Source organism: Pseudotabrizicola sp. 4114, from assembly GCF_031457365.1.
GTDB lineage: Bacteria > Pseudomonadota > Alphaproteobacteria > Rhodobacterales > Rhodobacteraceae > Pseudotabrizicola.
This window is the reverse complement of record NZ_JAVDWP010000005.1, coordinates 246,274-265,106: the sequence shown is the minus strand read 5'-3', so window position 1 is coordinate 265,106 and position 18,833 is coordinate 246,274. Positions and strand designations below refer to the sequence as shown.

At 65.5% G+C, this 18,833-nt stretch carries 17 protein-coding genes; 11 read left to right on the top strand and 6 right to left on the bottom strand.

Annotated features, from left to right (window positions below; genetic code table 11):
* Positions 1 to 59: 59 nt before the first annotated feature.
* Positions 60 to 875, bottom strand: coding sequence for a ChaN family lipoprotein (locus tag J2X53_RS14000; RefSeq protein ID WP_349038106.1), 816 nt, complete (start codon positions 873 to 875; stop codon positions 60 to 62).
* Positions 872 to 1,750 (bottom strand): RNA polymerase factor sigma-32, encoded by an 879-nt coding sequence (locus tag J2X53_RS13995; RefSeq protein ID WP_349038105.1) that lies wholly within the window; start codon positions 1,748 to 1,750, stop codon positions 872 to 874. Before J2X53_RS13995 ends, J2X53_RS14000 begins: the two co-directional genes overlap by 4 nt.
* Before the next feature lie 94 nt (positions 1,751 to 1,844).
* Between J2X53_RS13995 and cobU the strand changes: the two genes are divergently transcribed.
* The 4 genes from cobU (at position 1,845) to J2X53_RS13975 (ending at position 5,523) form a co-directional block, all read left to right on the top strand.
* Entirely contained in the window at positions 1,845 to 2,414 is a 570-nt protein-coding gene (cobU, locus tag J2X53_RS13990) for a bifunctional adenosylcobinamide kinase/adenosylcobinamide-phosphate guanylyltransferase (protein WP_349038104.1), read from the top strand.
* Positions 2,411 to 2,977, top strand: coding sequence for a histidine phosphatase family protein (locus J2X53_RS13985; protein ID WP_349038103.1), 567 nt, complete (start codon positions 2,411 to 2,413; stop codon positions 2,975 to 2,977). The genes cobU and J2X53_RS13985 overlap by 4 nt, the downstream gene beginning before the upstream one ends.
* Positions 2,978 to 3,065: 88 nt before the next feature.
* The gene (locus J2X53_RS13980; RefSeq protein ID WP_349038206.1) at positions 3,066 to 3,929 is read left to right on the top strand and encodes a glutathione S-transferase; all 864 of its coding nucleotides are present in this window, start codon (positions 3,066 to 3,068) and stop codon (positions 3,927 to 3,929) included.
* A 79-nt stretch (positions 3,930 to 4,008) separates the two neighbouring features.
* The gene (locus J2X53_RS13975; RefSeq protein ID WP_349038205.1) at positions 4,009 to 5,523 is read left to right on the top strand and encodes a YifB family Mg chelatase-like AAA ATPase; all 1,515 of its coding nucleotides are present in this window, start codon (positions 4,009 to 4,011) and stop codon (positions 5,521 to 5,523) included.
* A 103-nt stretch (positions 5,524 to 5,626) separates the two neighbouring features.
* On the opposite strand, the gene gshB is transcribed toward J2X53_RS13975, so the two are convergent.
* From gshB to rsmI, 3 genes are read right to left on the bottom strand one after another with little or no spacing between them, the layout of a single operon-like run.
* Positions 5,627 to 6,571 (bottom strand): glutathione synthase, encoded by a 945-nt coding sequence (gene gshB / locus J2X53_RS13970; protein WP_349038102.1) that lies wholly within the window; start codon positions 6,569 to 6,571, stop codon positions 5,627 to 5,629.
* A gap of 56 nt (positions 6,572 to 6,627) precedes the next feature.
* Positions 6,628 to 6,981 (bottom strand): YraN family protein, encoded by a 354-nt coding sequence (locus J2X53_RS13965; protein WP_349038101.1) that lies wholly within the window; start codon positions 6,979 to 6,981, stop codon positions 6,628 to 6,630.
* Positions 6,982 to 7,009: 28 nt separating this feature from the next.
* Entirely contained in the window at positions 7,010 to 7,903 is an 894-nt protein-coding gene (gene rsmI, locus J2X53_RS13960; protein ID WP_349038100.1) for a 16S rRNA (cytidine(1402)-2'-O)-methyltransferase, read from the bottom strand.
* 86 nt (positions 7,904 to 7,989) lie between these two features.
* Here rsmI and J2X53_RS13955 point away from each other — a divergent pair, with 86 nt between their 5' ends.
* From J2X53_RS13955 to murJ, 3 genes are all read left to right on the top strand, one after another.
* Complete coding sequence (locus J2X53_RS13955) at positions 7,990 to 9,168, top strand: penicillin-binding protein activator (protein WP_349038099.1); 1,179 nt, start codon at positions 7,990 to 7,992, stop codon at positions 9,166 to 9,168.
* A gap of 87 nt (positions 9,169 to 9,255) precedes the next feature.
* Complete coding sequence (locus J2X53_RS13950) at positions 9,256 to 11,991, top strand: [protein-PII] uridylyltransferase (RefSeq protein WP_349038204.1); 2,736 nt, start codon at positions 9,256 to 9,258, stop codon at positions 11,989 to 11,991.
* A complete protein-coding gene (murJ, locus tag J2X53_RS13945; RefSeq protein WP_349038098.1) occupies positions 11,988 to 13,535 on the top strand; it encodes a murein biosynthesis integral membrane protein MurJ in 1,548 nt (515 codons plus the stop codon). Before J2X53_RS13950 ends, murJ begins: the two co-directional genes overlap by 4 nt.
* 269 nt (positions 13,536 to 13,804) lie before the next feature.
* Here murJ and J2X53_RS13940 read toward each other — a convergent pair whose 3' ends face one another.
* Entirely contained in the window at positions 13,805 to 14,491 is a 687-nt protein-coding gene (locus J2X53_RS13940) for a rhomboid family intramembrane serine protease (protein WP_349038097.1), read from the bottom strand.
* Positions 14,492 to 14,578: 87 nt separating this feature from the next.
* On the opposite strand from J2X53_RS13940, the gene trpS reads away from it, so the two are divergent.
* From trpS to J2X53_RS13920, 4 genes are all read left to right on the top strand, one after another.
* Positions 14,579 to 15,625, top strand: a complete 1,047-nt coding sequence (gene trpS / locus J2X53_RS13935; protein ID WP_349038096.1) for a tryptophan--tRNA ligase — start codon at positions 14,579 to 14,581, stop codon at positions 15,623 to 15,625.
* An 82-nt stretch (positions 15,626 to 15,707) separates the two neighbouring features.
* Positions 15,708 to 16,766, top strand: coding sequence for a hypothetical protein (locus J2X53_RS13930; RefSeq protein WP_349038095.1), 1,059 nt, complete (start codon positions 15,708 to 15,710; stop codon positions 16,764 to 16,766).
* Positions 16,767 to 16,995: 229 nt separating this feature from the next.
* A complete protein-coding gene (locus J2X53_RS13925) occupies positions 16,996 to 17,478 on the top strand; it encodes a VOC family protein (protein WP_349038094.1) in 483 nt (160 codons plus the stop codon).
* A gap of 57 nt (positions 17,479 to 17,535) precedes the next feature.
* Positions 17,536 to 18,792: an Hsp70 family protein gene (locus J2X53_RS13920; protein ID WP_349038093.1), complete on the top strand. Its 1,257-nt coding sequence runs from the start codon at positions 17,536 to 17,538 to the stop codon at positions 18,790 to 18,792.
* The last annotated feature ends 41 nt before the right edge of the window (positions 18,793 to 18,833 follow it).

Here is an 18,833-nt window from a genome sequence, read left to right as displayed (position 1 = left end):
CACGCCCCCTGTTTGTCCCCGGACGTTAGGGCGCAAAGCCTGCCAAAGGCAACACCCCGTCAGCGAAACGCAGCACAGGGGTCGTCGCGCTCCACCGCTTCCGTCACCAGCCACAGATCGAACGGCGCATCTTCCACCGCCGCGCCTTCCATCTGCCCGACCGACAACACCGACAGGCCGGGCGCGGCCCCGGCCAGCACCGCAGGCACGCCCCAATCGGTGCGGGCATGGCCCGATCCGGTGATCACCGCCACCGGCGGCCCCACCTCCTCCAGCGCCTGCAGCACCGCCTGCGCCAGATAGGCATCGCGCAACCGCTGCGCCTGCACCATGCCGGGCAACAGGTCCGCCGGCATCGCATCGCAATGCGCGGCCATCTGTTCCGCCTCACGCGCGGCCTGTTCGGCCTCTGGCAACGCCCGCGCCAGACCGGGACCATCCGGCATCACCGCCAGCGCGCCCTCAGACACCGACCGCCGCGCCAGATCGCGCGGCACTTCGGCCCCGTAATGCCGCGCGTCGCGTGCGGCGACAAAGATCGGATAATACATCGCAAAATCAGGCCAGCCGCTCTGGTCCCACCTTAGCGCCCGCGCCACAGCGTCCCTGTCGCCCAGATCCGCCGGCACCCGTGTCGCCGCGTCCGCAGACAGCTGCTCCCAGACCACCGCCTTCGGGGTCAGCGAAAACACCGCCCGCGCCTGATTGAAATGGTGCGCGGGGTTGTCATGCACCTCGCCCAGCACCACCACATCGGCGGGCGGCAGGCTGTCCAGCGCCTTTGCGTCGATCTGCGCCGCCGTGGCAGTACCAAGACCGGCGGCCCCCATCACGAAGGCCACGGCCACGCTCAAAGTCAGGATCAGGTTTCTCATAAAAGAAAGTGATGCACTTCCCGCGACTGGGTTTCAAGGTTGCGCCGCATCTTGGCAAAGGCCGCCGCCTCCAGCTGCCGCACCCGTTCCTTGCTCAGCCCCAGCTCTTCGCCCAAGGATTCCAGCGTGCGCGGCTCGTCGCGCAGCTTGCGCTCGGCCACGATAAACCGCTCGCGCGGGTTCAGCGCCTGCATCGCTGTCACCAGCCAGCCGCGCAGGCATTCGGCATCATGCGACAGCTCCACCTGTTCCGCCGCGCCCGCACAGTCATCTTCCAGCGCGTCAATCCATTCGCGCCCGTCCTCGTCACTCGATTGTGTGGCGTTGAGCGAGAAATCAGAGCCCGACAGCCGCCCCTCCATCATCTCGACATCGGCCAGCGGCACCCCCACCTCGGTCGCCACCATCTGGCGCAGCTGGAACTGGTCCAGCTTTTCGCCGCGCTGCGACGCCTCGCGCTCCAACTTGGCCTGCACCCGGCGCAGGTTGAAAAACAGCGCCTTCTGGCTGGAGGTCGATCCGGTGCGCACCATCGACCAGTTGCGCATCACATAGTCCTGAATGCTGGCCTTGATCCACCACACGGCATAGGTCGAAAACCGCACGCCGCGGTCCGGGTCAAACTTGTCTGCCGCCTTCATAAGGCCCAGCGATGCCTCCTGAATCAGGTCCGGCATCGGCGCGCCATAGCGGCGGAACTTTGACGCCATCGAAATCGCCAGCCGCATATAGGCGGTGACCAGCCGGTGCAGCGCCCGCTCATCGCGCTGATCGCGCCAGGCATAGGCCAGCTTCAGCTCGGTCTCGGCATCCAGCAATTCCGCCCGCATCGCTTGGCGGGACATGGTTTGGTCGCTATATCCGTCCAGTGCCATCTTTGTACCCCCAGTTTCCGATCCCCCAGCGCCCGCGCCCCGAACCGCAACAATCGTTCGGAAAGGCAGCCGCTTTTGAAAGGTTCTACGCAGCGTGACCGCGACCGGATCACTTTCCCCATCGACTTTTTCGCTCCCCGCGCTAACGCTCGTGGTCGGCGGCGCGCGCTCCGGCAAATCGCGGCTGGCCGAACGGCTGGTCACCGCCACCGGCCGCCCCCGCATCTACATTGCCACCGCGCAAGCCTTTGACGCCGAAATGCGCACCCGGATTGCCCAGCACCTGACAGACCGTGGCCCGGACTGGACCACGATCGAGGCCCCCACCGACATCGCCACCGCGCTCAGCGGCTGCGACCCCGGCGGGGCGATCCTGCTCGACTGTGCGACACTCTGGCTGTCCAACATGCTGCTTGCAGGCCACGACCTGCACCACGCCTGCCAGGATCTGGTGGACACCCTCACCACCAGCCCCGCGCCCGTCGTTGTTGTCTCCAACGAGGTGGGCTGGGGTATTGTTCCCGACAACGCCCTCGCCCGGCAGTTCCGTGACGCGCAGGGCCGCCTGAACCAGATGATCGCCGCCCGTGCCGGGCTGGTCCTCGGCGTCATGGCCGGCCTGCCCTTCGCGCTCAAGGGCACCCTGCCCGAAGGCGCACTATGACCCGCCTGCACCTCGTCCGCCACGGCCCGACCCATGCCAAGGCCATGGTCGGCTGGACCGATCTGCCCGCCGATCTGTCCGACACCGCCGCACTCGCGCGGCTTTCGGCCCATTTGCCCCCGGATGCCGCCCTGATCTCATCCGACCTGTCCCGCGCCGTCACCACCGCCGACGCGCTGGCGCTGCCCTCCCGCGCCCGCCTGCCGCATGATGCCGCCTTGCGCGAGCTGCACTTCGGCACGTGGGAAATGCAGACCTTCGCGCAGGCCGAGGCGAAAGATCCCGCCCATATCCGCGCCTTCTGGGAATCGCCGGGCACGATCCGCGCCCCCGGAGGCGAGGGCTGGCACGATATCACCGCGCGCATCACCGCCGCCCTCGACCGCCTGCCCGGTGAGACCATCGTGGTCTGCCACTTCGGCGCGATCCTTGCCGCATTGCAATGCCGCCTTGGCCTGACCGCGCAGGATGTGTTTCAGCACAAGATCGACAACCTGTCGGTCACCGAATTGCACAAGACCTCATCGGGTTGGCAGGCCCTGCGCATCAATCACATTCCGTGATGACTACCCACAAAAATCATCACTTTCCATGACCGGCGCTCTGGCCTTAGCTGGCAAAAACCAGCGCAGAGGAAGCCGCCAGATGACCATCCCCTATGACCTCGTGATCGGCGACCGCGCCTATTCCAGCTGGAGCCTGCGCGGCTGGCTGCTGTTCGACGCCTTCGGCATCCCGTACAAACTACACAAAGCGCGGCTCTACACCGATGAGCTGCCCACCCTGCTGAAACAATTCCACCCGGCCCGCACCGCCCCCACCATCCGCACGCCCGACGGCGTGGTGATGCCGGAAAGTCTGGCGATTGCCGAAGAACTCGCCTCCCGTCACCCCGATGTCGGGATCTGGCCGACCGATCCGAAACACCGCGCCATCGCCCGTGTGCTGGCGGCCGAAATGCACGCAGGCTTTACCGCACTGCGCACCCATTGCCCGATGAACCTGCGGGTCAGCTACACCGATTGCAGCCCGCCGCAAGCCGTGCTCGATGATGTGAAACGGCTGGAAACGATCTGGGACTGGGCATGGGACCAGACCGGATCAACCCATTGGCTGTGCGGTAACTATTCCGCCGCCGATGTGTTCTTTGCCCCCGTCGCCAGCCGCATCGCCACCTACAACCTGCCGGTCAGCCCGCGTGCGATGGCTTATGTGCAGGCCCATCTGGCGCATCCCAGCTTCCGGCAATGGCGCGCCATGGGCCTGATCGACGGCGCGGATCAGGAGTTCTACCGTCGCGACTACCCGACACGGGACTGGCCCGGCCCCACGCGCCTGCCCGCCCGCGCGGTCGACGGCACCGCTTCGGAAAACACCGCCTGCCCCTATTCCGGCAAGCCCGTGACCCATGTGCTGGAGCTTCAGGGCCGCCGTTTCGGCTTTTGTAACGCGTTCTGCCGCGACAAGACCGTGGCCGACCCCGAGGCGTGGCCAAAGTTCATGGCCCTGCTTTAACCGGCATCGCCAGACGGACAACGTTAACCATTCGCTAACCCCCTCCCGTTAACCCTTTGCTACGGGATCGGGGTGCATGATGGTCGCCAAAGCCTATACAGTCGCGTTTGAAGGGGTCGAGGCGCGTCTGGTCGAAGTGCAATGCGCCGTCTCGCCCGGCATGCCCGGATTCTCCATCGTCGGCCTGCCCGACAAGGCGGTGTCCGAGGCCAAGGAACGGGTGCGCGCCGCGCTGAGCTCGATGTCCATCGCGCTGCCCACCAAGAAAATCACCGTCAACCTCTCTCCCGCCGACCTGCCGAAAGAGGGGTCGCACTTCGACCTGCCGATCGCGCTGGCGCTGCTCGCCGCCATCGACATCATCCCCAAGGACGAGGTAGAGGCGACGGTTGCCCTGGGCGAGCTCTCCCTCGATGGCCGCCTGATCGCAGTGATCGGCGCGCTGCCCGCCGCCATGGCCGCCGCCGAAAGCGACCGCTCCCTGCTATGCCCGCGCGCCTGCGGTGCCGAGGCCGCCTGGGTCGGGGCCACCGAAGTGCTTGCCGCCGCCTCGCTGGATGAGGTGGTACGCCATTACACCGGCCAATGCCCCCTGCCCCCGGCCGAGGCGGGCGAGGTGCTGCCCAAGACTGGTGGCCGCGATCTGGCCGAGGTCAAGGGTCAGGAACGCGCCAAACGCGCACTGGAAATCGCCGCCGCCGGCCGTCACCACATGCTGATGGTGGGCACGCCCGGCTCTGGAAAATCCATGCTCGCCGCCCGCCTGCCCGGCATCCTGCCGCCGCTTTCGGCGGTGGAGGCGCTGGAAACCTCGATGATCCACTCACTTGCCGGGCTTTTGACCGAAGGCGGCATCTCCCGCGAGCGCCCCTTTCGCGAACCGCATCACACCGCCTCGATGGCCGCCATCGTCGGTGGCGGCAAAGGCGCGAAACCCGGCGAAATCAGCCTTGCGCACAACGGGGTGCTGTTTCTGGACGAGTTTCCGGAATTCCCCCGGCAGGTGCTGGAAACCCTGCGCCAGCCGATCGAGACCGGCGAGGTGATGGTGGCCCGCGCCAATGCCCATATCCGCTATCCCTGCCGGTTCCTGCTGCTCGCCGCCGCCAACCCCTGCCGCTGCGGCTATCTGTCAGACCCGGCCCGCGCCTGCGGCAAGGCCCCCTTGTGCGGCGACGATTATCTGGGCCGGATCTCCGGCCCGCTGATGGACCGGTTCGATCTGCGCGTCGACGTGCCCCCTGTCGCCTATGCCGACCTTGACCTGCCCGCAACCGGAGAAAGCTCCGCCACCATCGCCGCCCGCGTCTCCCGCGCCCGCGCGCTGCAAACCACGCGCTATGCACAGGATGACACCTTGCGCGTCAACGCCGACCTGGAAGGCAAACGGCTGGAAGAGGTCGCGACCCCGGATGCCGAAGGCCGCGCCCTGATCGCGCGCGTCGCCGAACGCATGGGCCTGACCGCACGTGGCTATCACCGCGTATTGCGCGTCGCCCGCACCATCGCCGATCTGGACAATTCAACCGACGTGCGCCACCCCCATGTGGCGGAAGCGGTCAGCTACCGGTTTGCAGTCGGCTCAAAATCATAGCCCCGTCGCAGCACAAATTTTCTGCGAAAATTTACGTCGCCCTGCCTACAAATGTTTCAAGCGACCACCGAATTTTCGCAGAAAATTCGTCCTGTCGAAGCAATCACCGCGCCCGTTTGGCCTCAATAACCTCCCAGATCCGCGCCGCCGTATTGGTCCCGTCAAACCGCTCCAGCTCCTGAATGCCGGTGGGCGAGGTCACATTGATCTCGGTCAGCCAGTCGCCGATCACGTCAATGCCCACAAACACCTGACCATTGTCACGCAACACCGGCCCGATCCGGGCGCAAATCTCCAGATCCCGCGCCGTCAGCCCCACCTGTTCCGGCCGCCCGCCAGCATGCATATTCGACCGCGTCTCACCCTCCTGCGGCACGCGGTTGATCGCCCCCACCGGCTCCCCGTCGACCAGAATTACCCGCTTGTCCCCGGCCGAGACCGCCGGCAGGAATTTCTGCACGATCAGCGGCTCCCGGTTCATCCCGGTGAACATCTCATGCAGACTGGCGAGATTGCGGTCATTCGGGTCCAGCCGGAACACCCCGGCCCCGCCATTGCCGTACAGCGGTTTCAGAATAATATCGCCATGCCGCGCCTTGAACGCCCGGATCGTCTGCAAATCCCGCGCAATCGCCGTCGGCGGCGTCAGATCGGGAAACCGCAAGACCAGCAACTTCTCAGGAAAATTCCGCACCCAGAACGGGTCATTCACCACCAGCGTCTTCGGATGGATCATCTCCAGCAGATGCGTCGTCGTGATATAGCCCATGTCAAAAGGCGGGTCCTGCCGCAGCCAGACCACATCCATCTCCGACAGATCGACCTCGACCTCCGGCCCATAGCTGACATGATTCCCGACCTCGCGTCGCAGCTCGATCCAGAACCCCCGCGCCATCACCCGGCCTTCGACAAAGGCCAGCCGGTCCGGCGTGTAGTAAAACAGCGCATGCCCACGCGCCTGCGCTTCCAGCGCAATCCGGAATGTGCTGTCGGCGTTGATATTGACCGACCCGATCGGGTCCATCTGCAGGGCAACTTTAAGCGGCATGGCAATCCTCCGTGATCGCGCCAGCATTGGCGCAAAGCCGGGAAAGATGCAAACCGTCAGGCGGCGAAAGCGTTTTCCAGCACCTCGATCCGACCGGCCCCGTCGACCAAAGCCACATCAAACCGCACCGGCGTGTTCTGGCCCGCCGGTTCGCCGCCGATAAAACATGCCGCCGACGCATAAATCCGCGCCATCTGTCGCGTCGTCAAACGTTCTGCCGCCACTGCATGGCTGCGTGCCTGCTTGACTTCGATGAAAATCACCTCCGCCCCGTCGCGCGCAATCAGGTCAATCTCGCCGCCCGGCCCCCGCCACCGCCGCGCAATCACCGACCGGCCGGAACGGTCATAGAGCTGCGCCACCTGATCCTCTGCCGCAACGCCTGCATAATAGCTCCTGCGTCCGCTCATCCCCAATCCTTTCCCAACCGCACCGACTTCACCGCCCCCGCGCCAGAGCAAGCTGATACACTTCGCGCCGCGGCAGACCATAGGCGTCGGCAATCGCCGCTGCTGCATCCTTGACCGACATGCTTTCCAGCGCGCGGTCGAGTGCCGCCTCTACCGTTTCCGCATCGGCCTGCACCTCGACCCCGCGGTCGATCAGCAAGACGATCTCGCCCTTCACATCGCGCCCGTCAAAGGCCGCCGCCAGTTCTGCCAGCGTGCCACGGGTCACCTCTTCAAACCGTTTCGTCAACTCGCGGCACACCACCGCCTCTCTCTCTGCTCCGAAGTATTCCACGCAATTCATTAATGTTTCCCCAATGCGCTTGGGGCTTTCGTACAAAATCAGCGTCGCCCCGACCCGGACCAGCTCGCTCAGGAATGTCCGCCTTGCGGCTTTGGCCGACGGCGGGAAGCCCGCGAACAAGAACCGGTCGGAGGGCAGGCCCGACACAGTCAGCGCGCACAGCACGGCAGATGCGCCGGGGGCGGCCAGCACGGCGATGCCCTCGGCAATCGCCGCCCGGGCCAGACCAAATCCGGGGTCCGAGATCAGCGGCGTTCCGGCCTCTGACGCATAGACCACCGATTTGCCTTCGCTCAGCGCCCGCATCAGCCGGGGCAAAGCCTGCGCCTCATTGTGCTCGTGATAGGGCACCAGCGCCCGGTCTTTCAGCGCAACCCCGTGAATTTCCATCAGATGCCGCAGGCTGCGGGTGTCTTCGGCGGCCAGCACATCGGCCCCGGCCAGCAGGTCCAACGCCCGCAGGGTGATGTCGCGCGCCGCGCCGATGGGGGTCGCCACAAAATGCAGTCCCGGCGGAATCTCGCGCGCGGCGGCGATATGCGCGGTGGCAGAAGGGGAATCTGGTCTGTCGGCTGTCATCGGGGGGTCCTGACAAGTTTACTTCGTCTGCCATTGCCCGTAAGTTCAGCCGATAAAGCTGCGCAGTCCGGGAAGAGGAAGTCCATATGTTGTCTGTTATAAGCCGGGCCCGCAAGTCGCTGGGTCGTGCGGCCTTTGCCCTGGCTGCCGTTGCACTTGCTGCCTGTCAACCCGCCACCGGCCCCGGAGCCGGCGGTCCGACGGTCGATTCGTCCGCCCCGGTCATCGTGGCCCTGCTGGTGCCCTCGGGCTCGGGTCAGGCCAGTGACGAGCTGCTGGCACGGTCGTTGCAGAATGCGGCCCGTCTGGCGATCTCTGATCTGGGCAACACCCGCATCGACCTGCGGGTCTATAACACCGCAGGCCAGCCCGCCACCGCGCAGGCGATGGCGACCAAGGCGATTGATGACGGGGCCAAGATCATCCTCGGCCCGGTCTTCGCGCAAGAGGCAAATGCCGCCGGGGCCGCTGCTGCCGCGCGGGGCATCAACGTGCTGGCCTTCTCGAACAACCCCGATATCGCGGGCCGCAACGTCTTTATCCTTGGCCCCACCTTCAGCAACACCGCCACCCGTCTGGCCAGCTACGCCGTGCGCAACGGCAAGCGCCGGATCATGGTGGTGCATGAGCAGAACACCGCCGGCCAGCTGGGCCGCGCCGCGATCGAACAGGGCATCGCCCGCGCCGGTGGCTCGGTCGTCGGGGTCGGCTCGTATGAATTCTCGCAAAACGGCGTGGTCTCTGCGGCTCCGCGTCTTGCCGCTACCGCGCGCGACAATTCTGCCGATGCCGTGTTCCTGACCGCCGATACCGCCGGGGCCTTGCCGCTGGTCAGCCAGCTTTTGTCTGAAAACGGGCTTGGCCCGGCCGTCACCCAGTTCATCGGCCTGACCCGCTGGGATATTCCGCAAGGCACGCTGGCGCTGCCCGGCGTTCAGGGCGGCTGGTTTGCCCTGCCCGACCCGGCGCTGTATCAGCAATACCAGTCGCGCTATCAGACCGCCTTTGGCGAGCCGCCGCACCCGATCTCGGGTCTGGCCTATGACGGGATTGCCGCCATCGGGGCCCTGCTGAAACAGGGCCGCTCCAATGCCCTGACCGGGCAGGCGCTGACCCAGTCTGCTGGCTTTGTCGGGGTCAACGGCATTTTCCGCCTGCGCTCTGACGGGCAGAACGAACGCGGTCTGGCCGTGGCGCAGATCCGCAACAATCAGGTGGTGATCATCGACCCGGCCCCGCGCAGCTTTGGCGGCTTCGGGTCATAAGGCACGCCCATGGCGCGTGCCGCCGCCCCCCGGACGCCGGTTTCCGGCCCCGCATCTGGCGCCGCCGCCCCGGCGGCGGCACCAGATATGCTATTGCCACCCGAGCAGATCTTTGACAGCGCCGCCTGTCTGGCCGCCATCGCCCGGGAACGCGATGAGGCCCCCGACAGCCGCGCCTTGCGCGGCATCGCGGTCCGCCATCTGGCCGAGGCGCGCGCCCGTGGCAATGCGGCCCTGGCCGAAGCCTTTCGCCTGCGCCCCCGCGACGCCCGCGCGCTGGTGCTGGGGCAATCGGTCCTGACCGACGGTCTGGTGTACGTGGCGCTGGAAATATCCAGCCGCTGGCTGCACCCGTTGTCCAACCCCACCGAATCAGAGCGCATCGCCGTGCTGGCAGTCGGCGGCTACGGCCGTGCCGAAATGGCCCCGGCCTCGGATGTCGACCTGTTGTTCCTGACCCCATGGAAAACCACCCCCTGGGCCGAAAGCGTGGTCGAATCCATGCTTTACATCCTGTGGGATCTGAAGCTCAAGGTCGGCCACGCCACCCGCACCGTCAAGGACTGCATCCGGCTGGGGCGTGAGGATATCACCATCCGCACCGCCCTTTTGGAACACCGCTTCATCGCCGGGTACGAGCCGCTTGCGACCGACCTTGGTGACCGGCTGTGGTCAGACCTGTTCCGCAACTCCGGCCCCGAATTCATCGAGGCCAAGCTTTCCGAACGGGCCGAGCGCCACAAACGGCAGGGCGGCCAGCGCTATGTGCTGGAACCCAATGTCAAAGAGGGCAAGGGGGGCCTGCGCGACCTGCAAACCCTGTACTGGATCGGCAAATACCTGCACCGCGTACCGGCCGCGCGTGAGCTGGTCGCCATCGGCCTGTTCCGCCCCGAGGAATACGTTTCTTTCCGCACCGCCGAGGAATTTCTCTGGGCTGTGCGCTGCCACCTGCACTACATCGCAGGCCGCGCCATGGATCAGCTGACCTTTGACCTGCAGGTCGAGGTGGCCGACCGCATGGGCTATCGCGATGCAAACGGTCGCCGCGCGGTGGAAATCTTCATGCAGGACTACTTCCGCCACGCCACCCGCGTCGGCGAGCTGACCCGCATCTTCCTGACCGAACTCGAAGCCCGCCACGCCAAGCCCGAAGCCAGCCTGCTGGGCATCTTCAAGCGCAAGAAACGCGTGCGCGACGGCTATGTGCTGGTGCAGGGCCGCATCAATGTCGCGGACGAGGCCAGCTTCCTTGCCGACAAGCTCAACCTCTTGCGGGTGTTCGAAGAGGCCCTGCGCACCGGCTATCTGGTCCACCCCAACGCCCTGCGCCTGATTGCCGCCAACCTGAACCTGATCGACGACGACATGCGCGACGACCCCGAGGCGGTGCGCCTATTCACCGACATGTTGCTGAAACACGGCAACCCCGAACGCGCCCTGCGCCGGATGAACGAAATCGGCGTGCTCGGCGCCTTCATCCCGGAATTCGAACGCATCGTCGCCATGATGCAGTTCAACGTCTACCATCACTACACGGTCGATGAGCATATCATCCAATGCGTCTCGGTCCTGGCCCAGATCGAACGCGGCGAGCTGGTCGAAGAGCTGCCGGTCGCCTCCGGCATCCTCAAGGCCGGGATCAACCGCAAGGTGATCTATATCGCCCTTTTGCTGCACGACATCGGCAAGGGCCGGCCCGAGGATCATTCGATCATCGGCGCGCAGATGGCCCGCCGCATCGCGCCACGCCTTGGCCTGACGGCGGATGAGGTGGAAACCGTCGAATGGCTGGTGCGCTATCACCTGCTGATGTCCGATGTCGCGCAAAAGCGCGACATCGGTGATCCGCGCACGCTGCGCGACTTTGCCAAGGCGGTGAAAACCCGCAAACGGCTGGACCTGCTGACCGTGCTGACGGTCTGTGACATCCGCGGTGTCGGTCCGGGCACCTGGAACAACTGGAAAGCCATGCTGCTGCGCCGGCTCTACAGCGAGACCGCCGAAGCGCTTGAAAACGGGCTGGAAAACGTCAACCGCACCAAGCGCGAGGATGAGGGCAAAAAGGCCCTGCGCACCGCGCTGTCCGACTGGCCGCAGGCCGACATCCGCGCCGAACTCGCGCGACACTATGCCCCCTACTGGCAGGGCCTGCCGACGGAAACCCAGGCCGTGTTTGCCCGCCTGCTTCGGGGTCTGGCCGATGACGAGATCCGCATCGACCTGCACCCCGAACCCGACCGCGACGCCACCCGCGCCGCCTTTGCGCTGGCCGATCATCCGGGCATCTTCTCACGCCTCGCGGGGGCGCTTGCCCTTGTCGGGGCCAATGTCGTCGATGCCCGCACCTATACGTCAAAGGACGGCTATGCCACGGCGGTGTTCTGGGTGCAGGACGCCGAAGGCAAACCCTATGACGAGGCCCGCCTGCCCCGCCTCCGCGCCATGATCGACAAGACCCTGCGCGGTGAAGTGGTCGCCCGCGACGCGCTCAAATCCCGCGACAAGGTGAAAAAGCGCGACAGCGAGTTCCGCTTTCCGACCCATATCATGTTCGATAACGAAGGCTCCGACATCTACACCATCATCGAGGTCGATACCCGCGACCGCCCCGGCCTGCTGTATGATCTGACCCGGACGCTTGCGAACAACAACATCTACATCGCCTCTGCCGTGATCGCGACCTATGGCGCGCAAGTGGTGGACAGCTTTTACGTCAAGGACATGTTCGGCCTGAAACTCCACGCCAAAACCAAACAGGACGCGCTGGAGAAAAAGCTGCGGCAAGCCATCACCGAAGGCCGGGAGCGGGCCGCCACATGAAACCGATCCGGCTGATCCGCTCGATCATGGTGGTCGGCGGCTGGACGCTGCTGTCGCGCGGGGCGGGCTTTGCGCGCGACATCATGATCGCGGCCTATCTGGGTTCCGGGCCAGTGGCCGAAGCGTTTTTCACTGCCTTTTCCCTGCCCAACATGTTCCGCCGCTTCTTTGCCGAAGGCGCGTTCAACATGGCCTTTGTGCCGATGTTCGCCAAAAAGCTTGAAGCTGGCGAAGATGCAAAAGCCTTTGCCCGCGATGCTTTCAACGGGCTGGCGGGGATATTGCTGGTGTTCTCCGTGCTCGGCACGCTCGCAATGCCGTGGCTGGTCTGGGCGATGGTAAGCGGCTTTGTCGGAGACGAACGCTTTGATCTGGCCGTGCTTTATGGCCGGATCACGTTTGTCTACATTCTCTTTATAAGCCTTGTTGCGTTGCTCTCTGGTGTGCTGAACGCCTTTGGCCGCTTTACCGAGGCCTCATTTGTGCCAGTGCTGATGAACCTGATGTTCATCGCCGCGATGCTGATGGCCGCCCGTTCCGGCTGGGATATGGGGCTGACACTGGCATGGACCGTGCCGGTCACCGGCGTGGCGCAACTTGCCTTTACCTGGTGGGCAGCCGCCCGTGTCGGCTTTGCACCAAAGCCCGCATGGCCCAGGCTCACGCCCGACCTGAAACGCCTGTTCATCATCGCCGCCCCTGCCGTGCTGGCGGGCGGGGTGATCCAGGTGAATCTGCTAGTGGGCCGCCAGATCGCCAGCTTTACCGAAGGCGCAATTTCCTGGCTCAACTATGCCGACCGGCTGTATCAGCTGCCCTTGGGCGTGGTGGGCATTGCCATCGGCACCGTGCTCTTGCCCGATCTGTCCCGCCGACTGCGCGCAGGCGATGCGCAGGGCGGGCGTGACAGTTTCAACCGGGGCAGTGAATTTGCGATGGCGCTGACCATTCCGGCGGCGGTGGCGCTGGTGGTCATCGCCATGCCACTGTGTGCCGTGCTGTATCAGCGCGGCGAGTTTGGCGCGGATGACACCGCAAACACCGCGATGGCGCTGGCCGCCTATGGTCTGGGCTTGCCCGCCTTCATGCTGCAAAAGATGCTGCAACCGCTGTATTACGCGCGCGAAGACACCCGCCGCCCGTTCCGCTATGCGGTGATCTGCATGATCGTCAATGCGCTGATCGCCATCGGCCTGATGCCTTTGATCGGCTTTGTCGCGGCGGCACTGGCCACCACACTGTCGGCCTGGGTCATGGTCTGGCAACTCTGGCGCGGCAGTCGCGGCATGGGCGAGGCGGCGCAGTTTGACGACCGCTTCCGCGCCCGCGCGTGGCGGATTCTGGTCGCCGCCTTTACCATGGGGGCCGTGCTGTTCGGCGCGATGACGGTGCTTGGCCCGATGCTCGGCACCCCCGGCCTGCGCTATGCCGGTCTGGCCTTGCTGATCGCGTCCGGCGTACTGAGCTATTTCGCCACCGGCGCGCTGATCGGCGCGTTCCGGCTGTCAGATTTCCGATCAGCCCTGCGCCGCAGACCGGACTGACATCCGCCGGGCCGTGCTCGCCCATGGCTGCGGTAGAACGCTCCGCGGGGAGTATTTGGAAAAGCTGCAATGCAAAGGATCTGATGGGCTTTGCACCTTTCTGAAATACTCCCGCCGGAGGCGATCCGGCCTCACCACCCGCGCGCGGTGCCAAGGCCGTCGCCCCCGGATCAGGCGCAAAGGCGCTCCGCAGAGGTTAAGACCGCGTTAAAATCAAAATCCAAGCCCTTGATTCCATTGCATCCACAGGCTTGTAACACAGGGGGCAGCTAGCGCTGCCGCACCTTCTCCAGCACCCGCCCCCAGCCGCCGGGGCTGACCACAAAGGACAGGACAAACCCGGTCACAAACCCGGTCAGATCGGCCACCCATTCATAGCCGCCGCCAAACAACAGCCCAAAGACCAGCTGAATCCCCAACAGGAACCCGATCAGCGTAAAGGCCCGGTACTTGTTTGCCCCCACCGCCGCCAGATTGACCCACAACAGGAACGTGAAGCCCCCGATCAACCCGTAGACCGGCGGATACCCCCCGATCAGCGGGGCGCGGACCCCCGGCAACACCAGCGTATAGACCAGCGCCCCCACAATCGCCGAGGCAAAGAAGATCAGCAGAACCGCCCACCAGCGGAACACCTCGCCCACCATCTTGCCCAGCGCCAGCAGGATGACGACAACAAAGACCACATGGGTCACATTGCCATGCACAAACGGATAGCTGACCAGCCGGTGCAACCCGTCCAGCGGAAATTGTCCGGTCTCCAGTAAGTACCGCATCAGATCAGGGGAAAAGGCAAACCGCTCCAGCGCCTGCAGCCGCCAGCCAATCCCCTCCGGCCCGCCAATCAACCCGGCCCCGGCCAGACTCAGGACCAGCTCCATCGCGATCATCGGCAAGGCCAGCGCCCAGACCACCAGCGGCAGCGGGTTCAGCGGGGCGGCATTCATGTCCTGCATGGCAAACTCCTGTCGGGCCGTCCCGATTGACGCCCCCTTGCCCATGGATTACGCCAGCCACAGCACTTTATCCAGATGGAGACGACCATGTCAGAGCCTTCGGCGGTCCAAACGCCGCAAGCCTTTCCGCCACGGATTTTCTCGGGCATCCAGCCTTCGGGCGGGTTGACCCTTGGCAATTACCTCGGCGCCCTGAAACGCTTTGCCGAGAAGCAGGACGAGGGGATCGAGACGATCTATTGTCTGGTCGACATGCACGCCATCACCGTCTGGCAAGACCCGGCCAAGCTGCGCCAGCAGACGCGTGAGGGGGCTGCGGCCTTTATCGCCTCGGGTGTCGATCCGGCGCGGTCGATCCTGTTCAACCAGAGCCAGGTCAGCGCCCACGCGGAACTGGCGTGGATCTTCAACTGCGTCGCCCGTCTGGGCTGGATGAACCGGATGACCCAGTTCAAGGACAAGGCCGGCAAGAATGCCGAAGCAGCGAGCTTGGGTCTCTATGCATACCCTGCGCTGATGGCGGCGGATATCATGGCCTACCACGCCACCCATGTGCCGGTGGGCGAGGATCAGAAACAGCATCTGGAACTGACCCGCGACATCGCGGCCAAGTTCAACCACGATTACGGGGTGGAGTTCTTTCCCATCGTCGAGCCGCTGATCGAGGGGGCCGCCACCCGCGTCATGTCCTTGCGCGACGGCACCAAAAAGATGTCGAAATCCGACCCGTCGGATCAGAGCCGGATCAACCTGACCGACGATGCCGATGCCATCGCTGCCAAGATCCGCAAGGCCAAGACCGACCCGGAGCCGCTGCCCGACACCCTCGACGGGTTGAAAGACCGGCCAGAGGCGCGCAATCTGGTAAACATCTATGCCGCCCTTGCCGGAATGACGGCGGCAGACGTGATCGCGCAGAACGCGGGCGCGCAGTTTGGCAGCTTCAAACCCAAGCTGGCCGATCTGGCCGTATCGGTGATGTCCCCGATCACCACCGAGATGAACCGGCTGATGCAGGACCCGGCCGAGATTGACCGCATTCTTGGCGCGGGCGCTGACCGGGCCGAGGCGATTGCGCGGCCCATTCTTGATCAGGTCTATGACATCACCGGCATGATCCGGTCCCGGCGCTGAGCAAAGGGGCGGCCTTGCGCCGCCCTTTTACCCGTGGCGAAGGGACTGTGCCCGGCGGCCCGGCTTTGCTAGGATGCCCGGAATGAAACGTCTGGCGCGGACCCTGTTGCTTTTTCTGTTCATCGGGTCGCTGGCGATGACCCTGCGCTCTGGCATTCGGATCGCGGACAATCCCGCGCTTTCCCCTATGATCGACCGCGCTGCCGACGAAATCGCGGCACTGACCGACCGGATGATGGCGCGCGAGGCCACGCCCGAGCGGCTGGCAGAGCTGATCACCACAAGGCTGGCCGAAGCGCCGCGCAACTGGGTGGCGCTGCAGGCTCTGGCCGAGGTGGCCGCCGAACAGGGCCACGCCCTGCCCCCCGCTTATGCCGACGCATGGGAGCAGGACTCGGGCCTGCTGGCGATGTCGGGCGATTGCCTTGCCTGCATGTGGGATATCGCGACCTGTTCGCTGTCGACCGCGCTGATCTGCAAGGCGCCGATCCTGCTGACCCCGGTCGAGGATCTGCGCGGGGTGGTCAAGGCGGGGGCCGATTACACCATGGGCCAGCCGGTGGATCAGCTGGACCTTGGGTTGTCAGTGGTGGGGCTGGGGGCGACGGCGGCCTTTGTGGCGACTGGCGGCACCTCGGCCACGGTCAAGGCCGGGACGGCAACGATCCGGCTGGCGCGGGGCATGGGGCGGCTGTCGCCGCGCCTGACCACCCGAATGACAGCAGCGGTGACCGATGGCGTCCGCTGGGCCGATCTGCCAAAGGTTCGCGGGGCCGATGATGCGGTGGCACTCCTGCGCACCGATACCCTGCGCCCGCTGGCCGAAACCGTAACCGACCTTGGCCGGGTTGCCGACGCCGCCGGCCCGGTGCCCGCCCTGCACCTGCTGCCGCTGGTGGATGATGCGGTGGATGCCCGCCGACTTGCCCGCGCATCTGAGGCGTTGGGGGCAAAGACGGTGTCGCGCGCGGAAGTTCTGGGCAAGTCGCGACTGCTGCGGGCGACGATACGCTATGGCGACACCGCGATCGGGCTGATCGTCGGGCTGGTGGGGGCGCTGATGTCATTGGCGCTGATGCTGGCGGGGGCGGTGCAGACGATGGTGATCCGCGCCCTGCGCCGCGCCGCGCGTGTCACATGATTGATTCCAACCCGCGCTAACGCAGAGGGTGACGGGCGGGCCTGTCCCCCTCTGCGCTGCCACTTGGGTCCGTCCCCGGCCCCATGCAGCCCCGCCCTTGTTGCCCCCGGTTCAGTCCCCCTGAACCGGGGGTCTTTTTCCACAGCCTCTGTGCGGTCTTGCGCCTATGTCGCAAGCAACAGAGAGGCTATGTTCCTCAGGTCACAGAATTGACCCGAAGGAGGGCAAGATGAACAGCATTCACCCCGGCACCCGTGTCGGTCATGTCCACCTGAAGGTGGCCGATCTGGACCGGGCTATCGACTTTTACTCGGGCCTGCTGGGCTTTGGCATCACCCAGCGCTACGGGCCGCAGGCAGCCTTTCTGTCGGCCGGGGGCTATCACCACCATATCGGGCTGAACACATGGGAAAGCGCCGGCGGCACGCCGCCGCCGCCCGGTCATACCGGCCTCTTTCACACCGCCTTTCTGTTCACCGATCGCAAGGCGCTGGCGCAGGTGTTCAAACGGCTGGTCGAGGCGCGCTGGCCGATTGACGGCGCGGCGGACCATGGGGTGAGCGAGGCGATTTATCTGACCGACCCCGATGGCAACGGCGTGGAGCTGTATGTCGACCGGCCCGAGGCGGAGTGGCCGCGCGATGCCAACAGCACCCTGACGATGGTCAACAAGCGGTTTGATCTGGCGGCGCTGCTGGCCGAGGCTGACTAGGTCTTTACAGCGCGGCGCAAACCGCTTACCCCCGCCGCCTTGGTTTCAGGGGGCATCATGGCACAGGCACGCGTTTGCGGGGTGGATTTCGGCACGTCGAACTCCACCGTCTCGGTTCCTGCGGGGAATGGGGCGCGGTTGATTGCGCTGGAAGGCGACAGCGTCACCCTGCCCTCGGCGGTGTTCTGGGACGCAGAGGGCGCGCCGCCGCAATTTGGCCGTGCGGCGATGGCGGCCTATGTCGAGGGCGATGACGGGCGGCTGATGCGGGGCTTGAAAAGCGCGCTGGGGTCGGACCTGATCCACGAGAAAACCCGGGTGGGCAACCGGGCGATTGCCTTTACCCAGATCATCGGCCGGTTCTTTGCCCATCTGCGCGCCAGGCTGGAGGCGACACAGCCCGGCACCGATCATGTCGTGCTGGGCCGGCCGGTGCATTTCGTCGATGACGACGCTTTGGGTGATCAGGCGGCGCAGGATGTGCTGGAGGCGATTGCGCGTGAGCAGGGATTTACCGAGGTCGGGTTCCAGTATGAGCCGATTGCGGCGGCGCTGGATTATGAAAGCCGCATCACCGCCGAAGAACTGGTGCTGATCGTCGATATCGGCGGCGGCACCACTGACTTTTCGGTGATCCGCGTCTCTCCCGAGGGGGCCACCCGGGCCGACCGCTCGGGCGATATTCTGGCCAATCACGGCTTGCGGCTGGGCGGCACCGATCTGGACCGGCTGCTGAGTCTGGACCATATCATGCCCGATCTGGGGCTGGGGTCTTTGGTGCATGGCGGCAAGGCCCCGATGCCGCAGCACTATTACCTCGATCTGGCCAGCTGGCACCGGATCAACGCGATGTATGCGCCCGGTGTGGCGCGCGAGATCAAGGAGCTGCGCCAGCGGGCGGTGCGGCCCGATCTGCTGGACCGGCTGCTGTCGGTGCTGGAGAGCCGCCACGGCCACGCGCTGGCCATGGCGGCAGAGGCGGCCAAGATCGATCTGTCGGATCGCAGCGTGACGCAGATCCTGATCGCGGCGCTGACCGGGGGTCGCGACAAGCCGCTGTCACGCACCGGGTTTGAAGACACCGTCGCCCAGCCCGTGCTGCGCCTGACCTCGGGTCTGGCCGAAGTGTTGCGGCAGGCGGGCGTGGCCCCGCGCGACATCGGCACCGTGTTCATGACCGGCGGCTCGGCCAGCCTGCCGGTGCTGCGCGAAGCGGTAAGCCGCTGCCTGCCCGGCACTCCGATTGCGACGGGCGACATGTTCGGCAGCGTCGGCACCGGGCTGGCACTGGATGCCGCCCGGCGCTTTGCCTGACAGGCCGGGATTTGCCCTGCGCGAAGGGCCGGAATGTGCGC

Excerpts from the sequence above, each read along its gene's own strand:
- J2X53_RS14000 (WP_349038106.1), bottom strand. The coding sequence starts at position 875 with ATGAGAAACCTGATCCTGACTTTGAGCGTGGCCGTGGCCTTCGTGATG.
- J2X53_RS13995 (WP_349038105.1), bottom strand. The coding sequence starts at position 1,750 with ATGGCACTGGACGGATATAGCGACCAAACCATGTCCCGCCAAGCGATG.
- J2X53_RS13985 (WP_349038103.1), top strand. The coding sequence starts at position 2,411 with ATGACCCGCCTGCACCTCGTCCGCCACGGCCCGACCCATGCCAAGGCC.
- J2X53_RS13975 (WP_349038205.1), top strand. The coding sequence starts at position 4,009 with ATGGTCGCCAAAGCCTATACAGTCGCGTTTGAAGGGGTCGAGGCGCGT.
- gshB (WP_349038102.1), bottom strand. The coding sequence starts at position 6,571 with ATGCCGCTTAAAGTTGCCCTGCAGATGGACCCGATCGGGTCGGTCAAT.
- J2X53_RS13965 (WP_349038101.1), bottom strand. The coding sequence starts at position 6,981 with ATGAGCGGACGCAGGAGCTATTATGCAGGCGTTGCGGCAGAGGATCAG.
- rsmI (WP_349038100.1), bottom strand. The coding sequence starts at position 7,903 with ATGACAGCCGACAGACCAGATTCCCCTTCTGCCACCGCGCATATCGCC.
- J2X53_RS13955 (WP_349038099.1), top strand. The coding sequence starts at position 7,990 with ATGTTGTCTGTTATAAGCCGGGCCCGCAAGTCGCTGGGTCGTGCGGCC.
- J2X53_RS13950 (WP_349038204.1), top strand. The coding sequence starts at position 9,256 with ATGCTATTGCCACCCGAGCAGATCTTTGACAGCGCCGCCTGTCTGGCC.
- murJ (WP_349038098.1), top strand. The coding sequence starts at position 11,988 with ATGAAACCGATCCGGCTGATCCGCTCGATCATGGTGGTCGGCGGCTGG.
- J2X53_RS13940 (WP_349038097.1), bottom strand. The coding sequence starts at position 14,491 with ATGCAGGACATGAATGCCGCCCCGCTGAACCCGCTGCCGCTGGTGGTC.
- trpS (WP_349038096.1), top strand. The coding sequence starts at position 14,579 with ATGTCAGAGCCTTCGGCGGTCCAAACGCCGCAAGCCTTTCCGCCACGG.
- J2X53_RS13930 (WP_349038095.1), top strand. The coding sequence starts at position 15,708 with ATGAAACGTCTGGCGCGGACCCTGTTGCTTTTTCTGTTCATCGGGTCG.
- J2X53_RS13925 (WP_349038094.1), top strand. The coding sequence starts at position 16,996 with ATGAACAGCATTCACCCCGGCACCCGTGTCGGTCATGTCCACCTGAAG.
- J2X53_RS13920 (WP_349038093.1), top strand. The coding sequence starts at position 17,536 with ATGGCACAGGCACGCGTTTGCGGGGTGGATTTCGGCACGTCGAACTCC.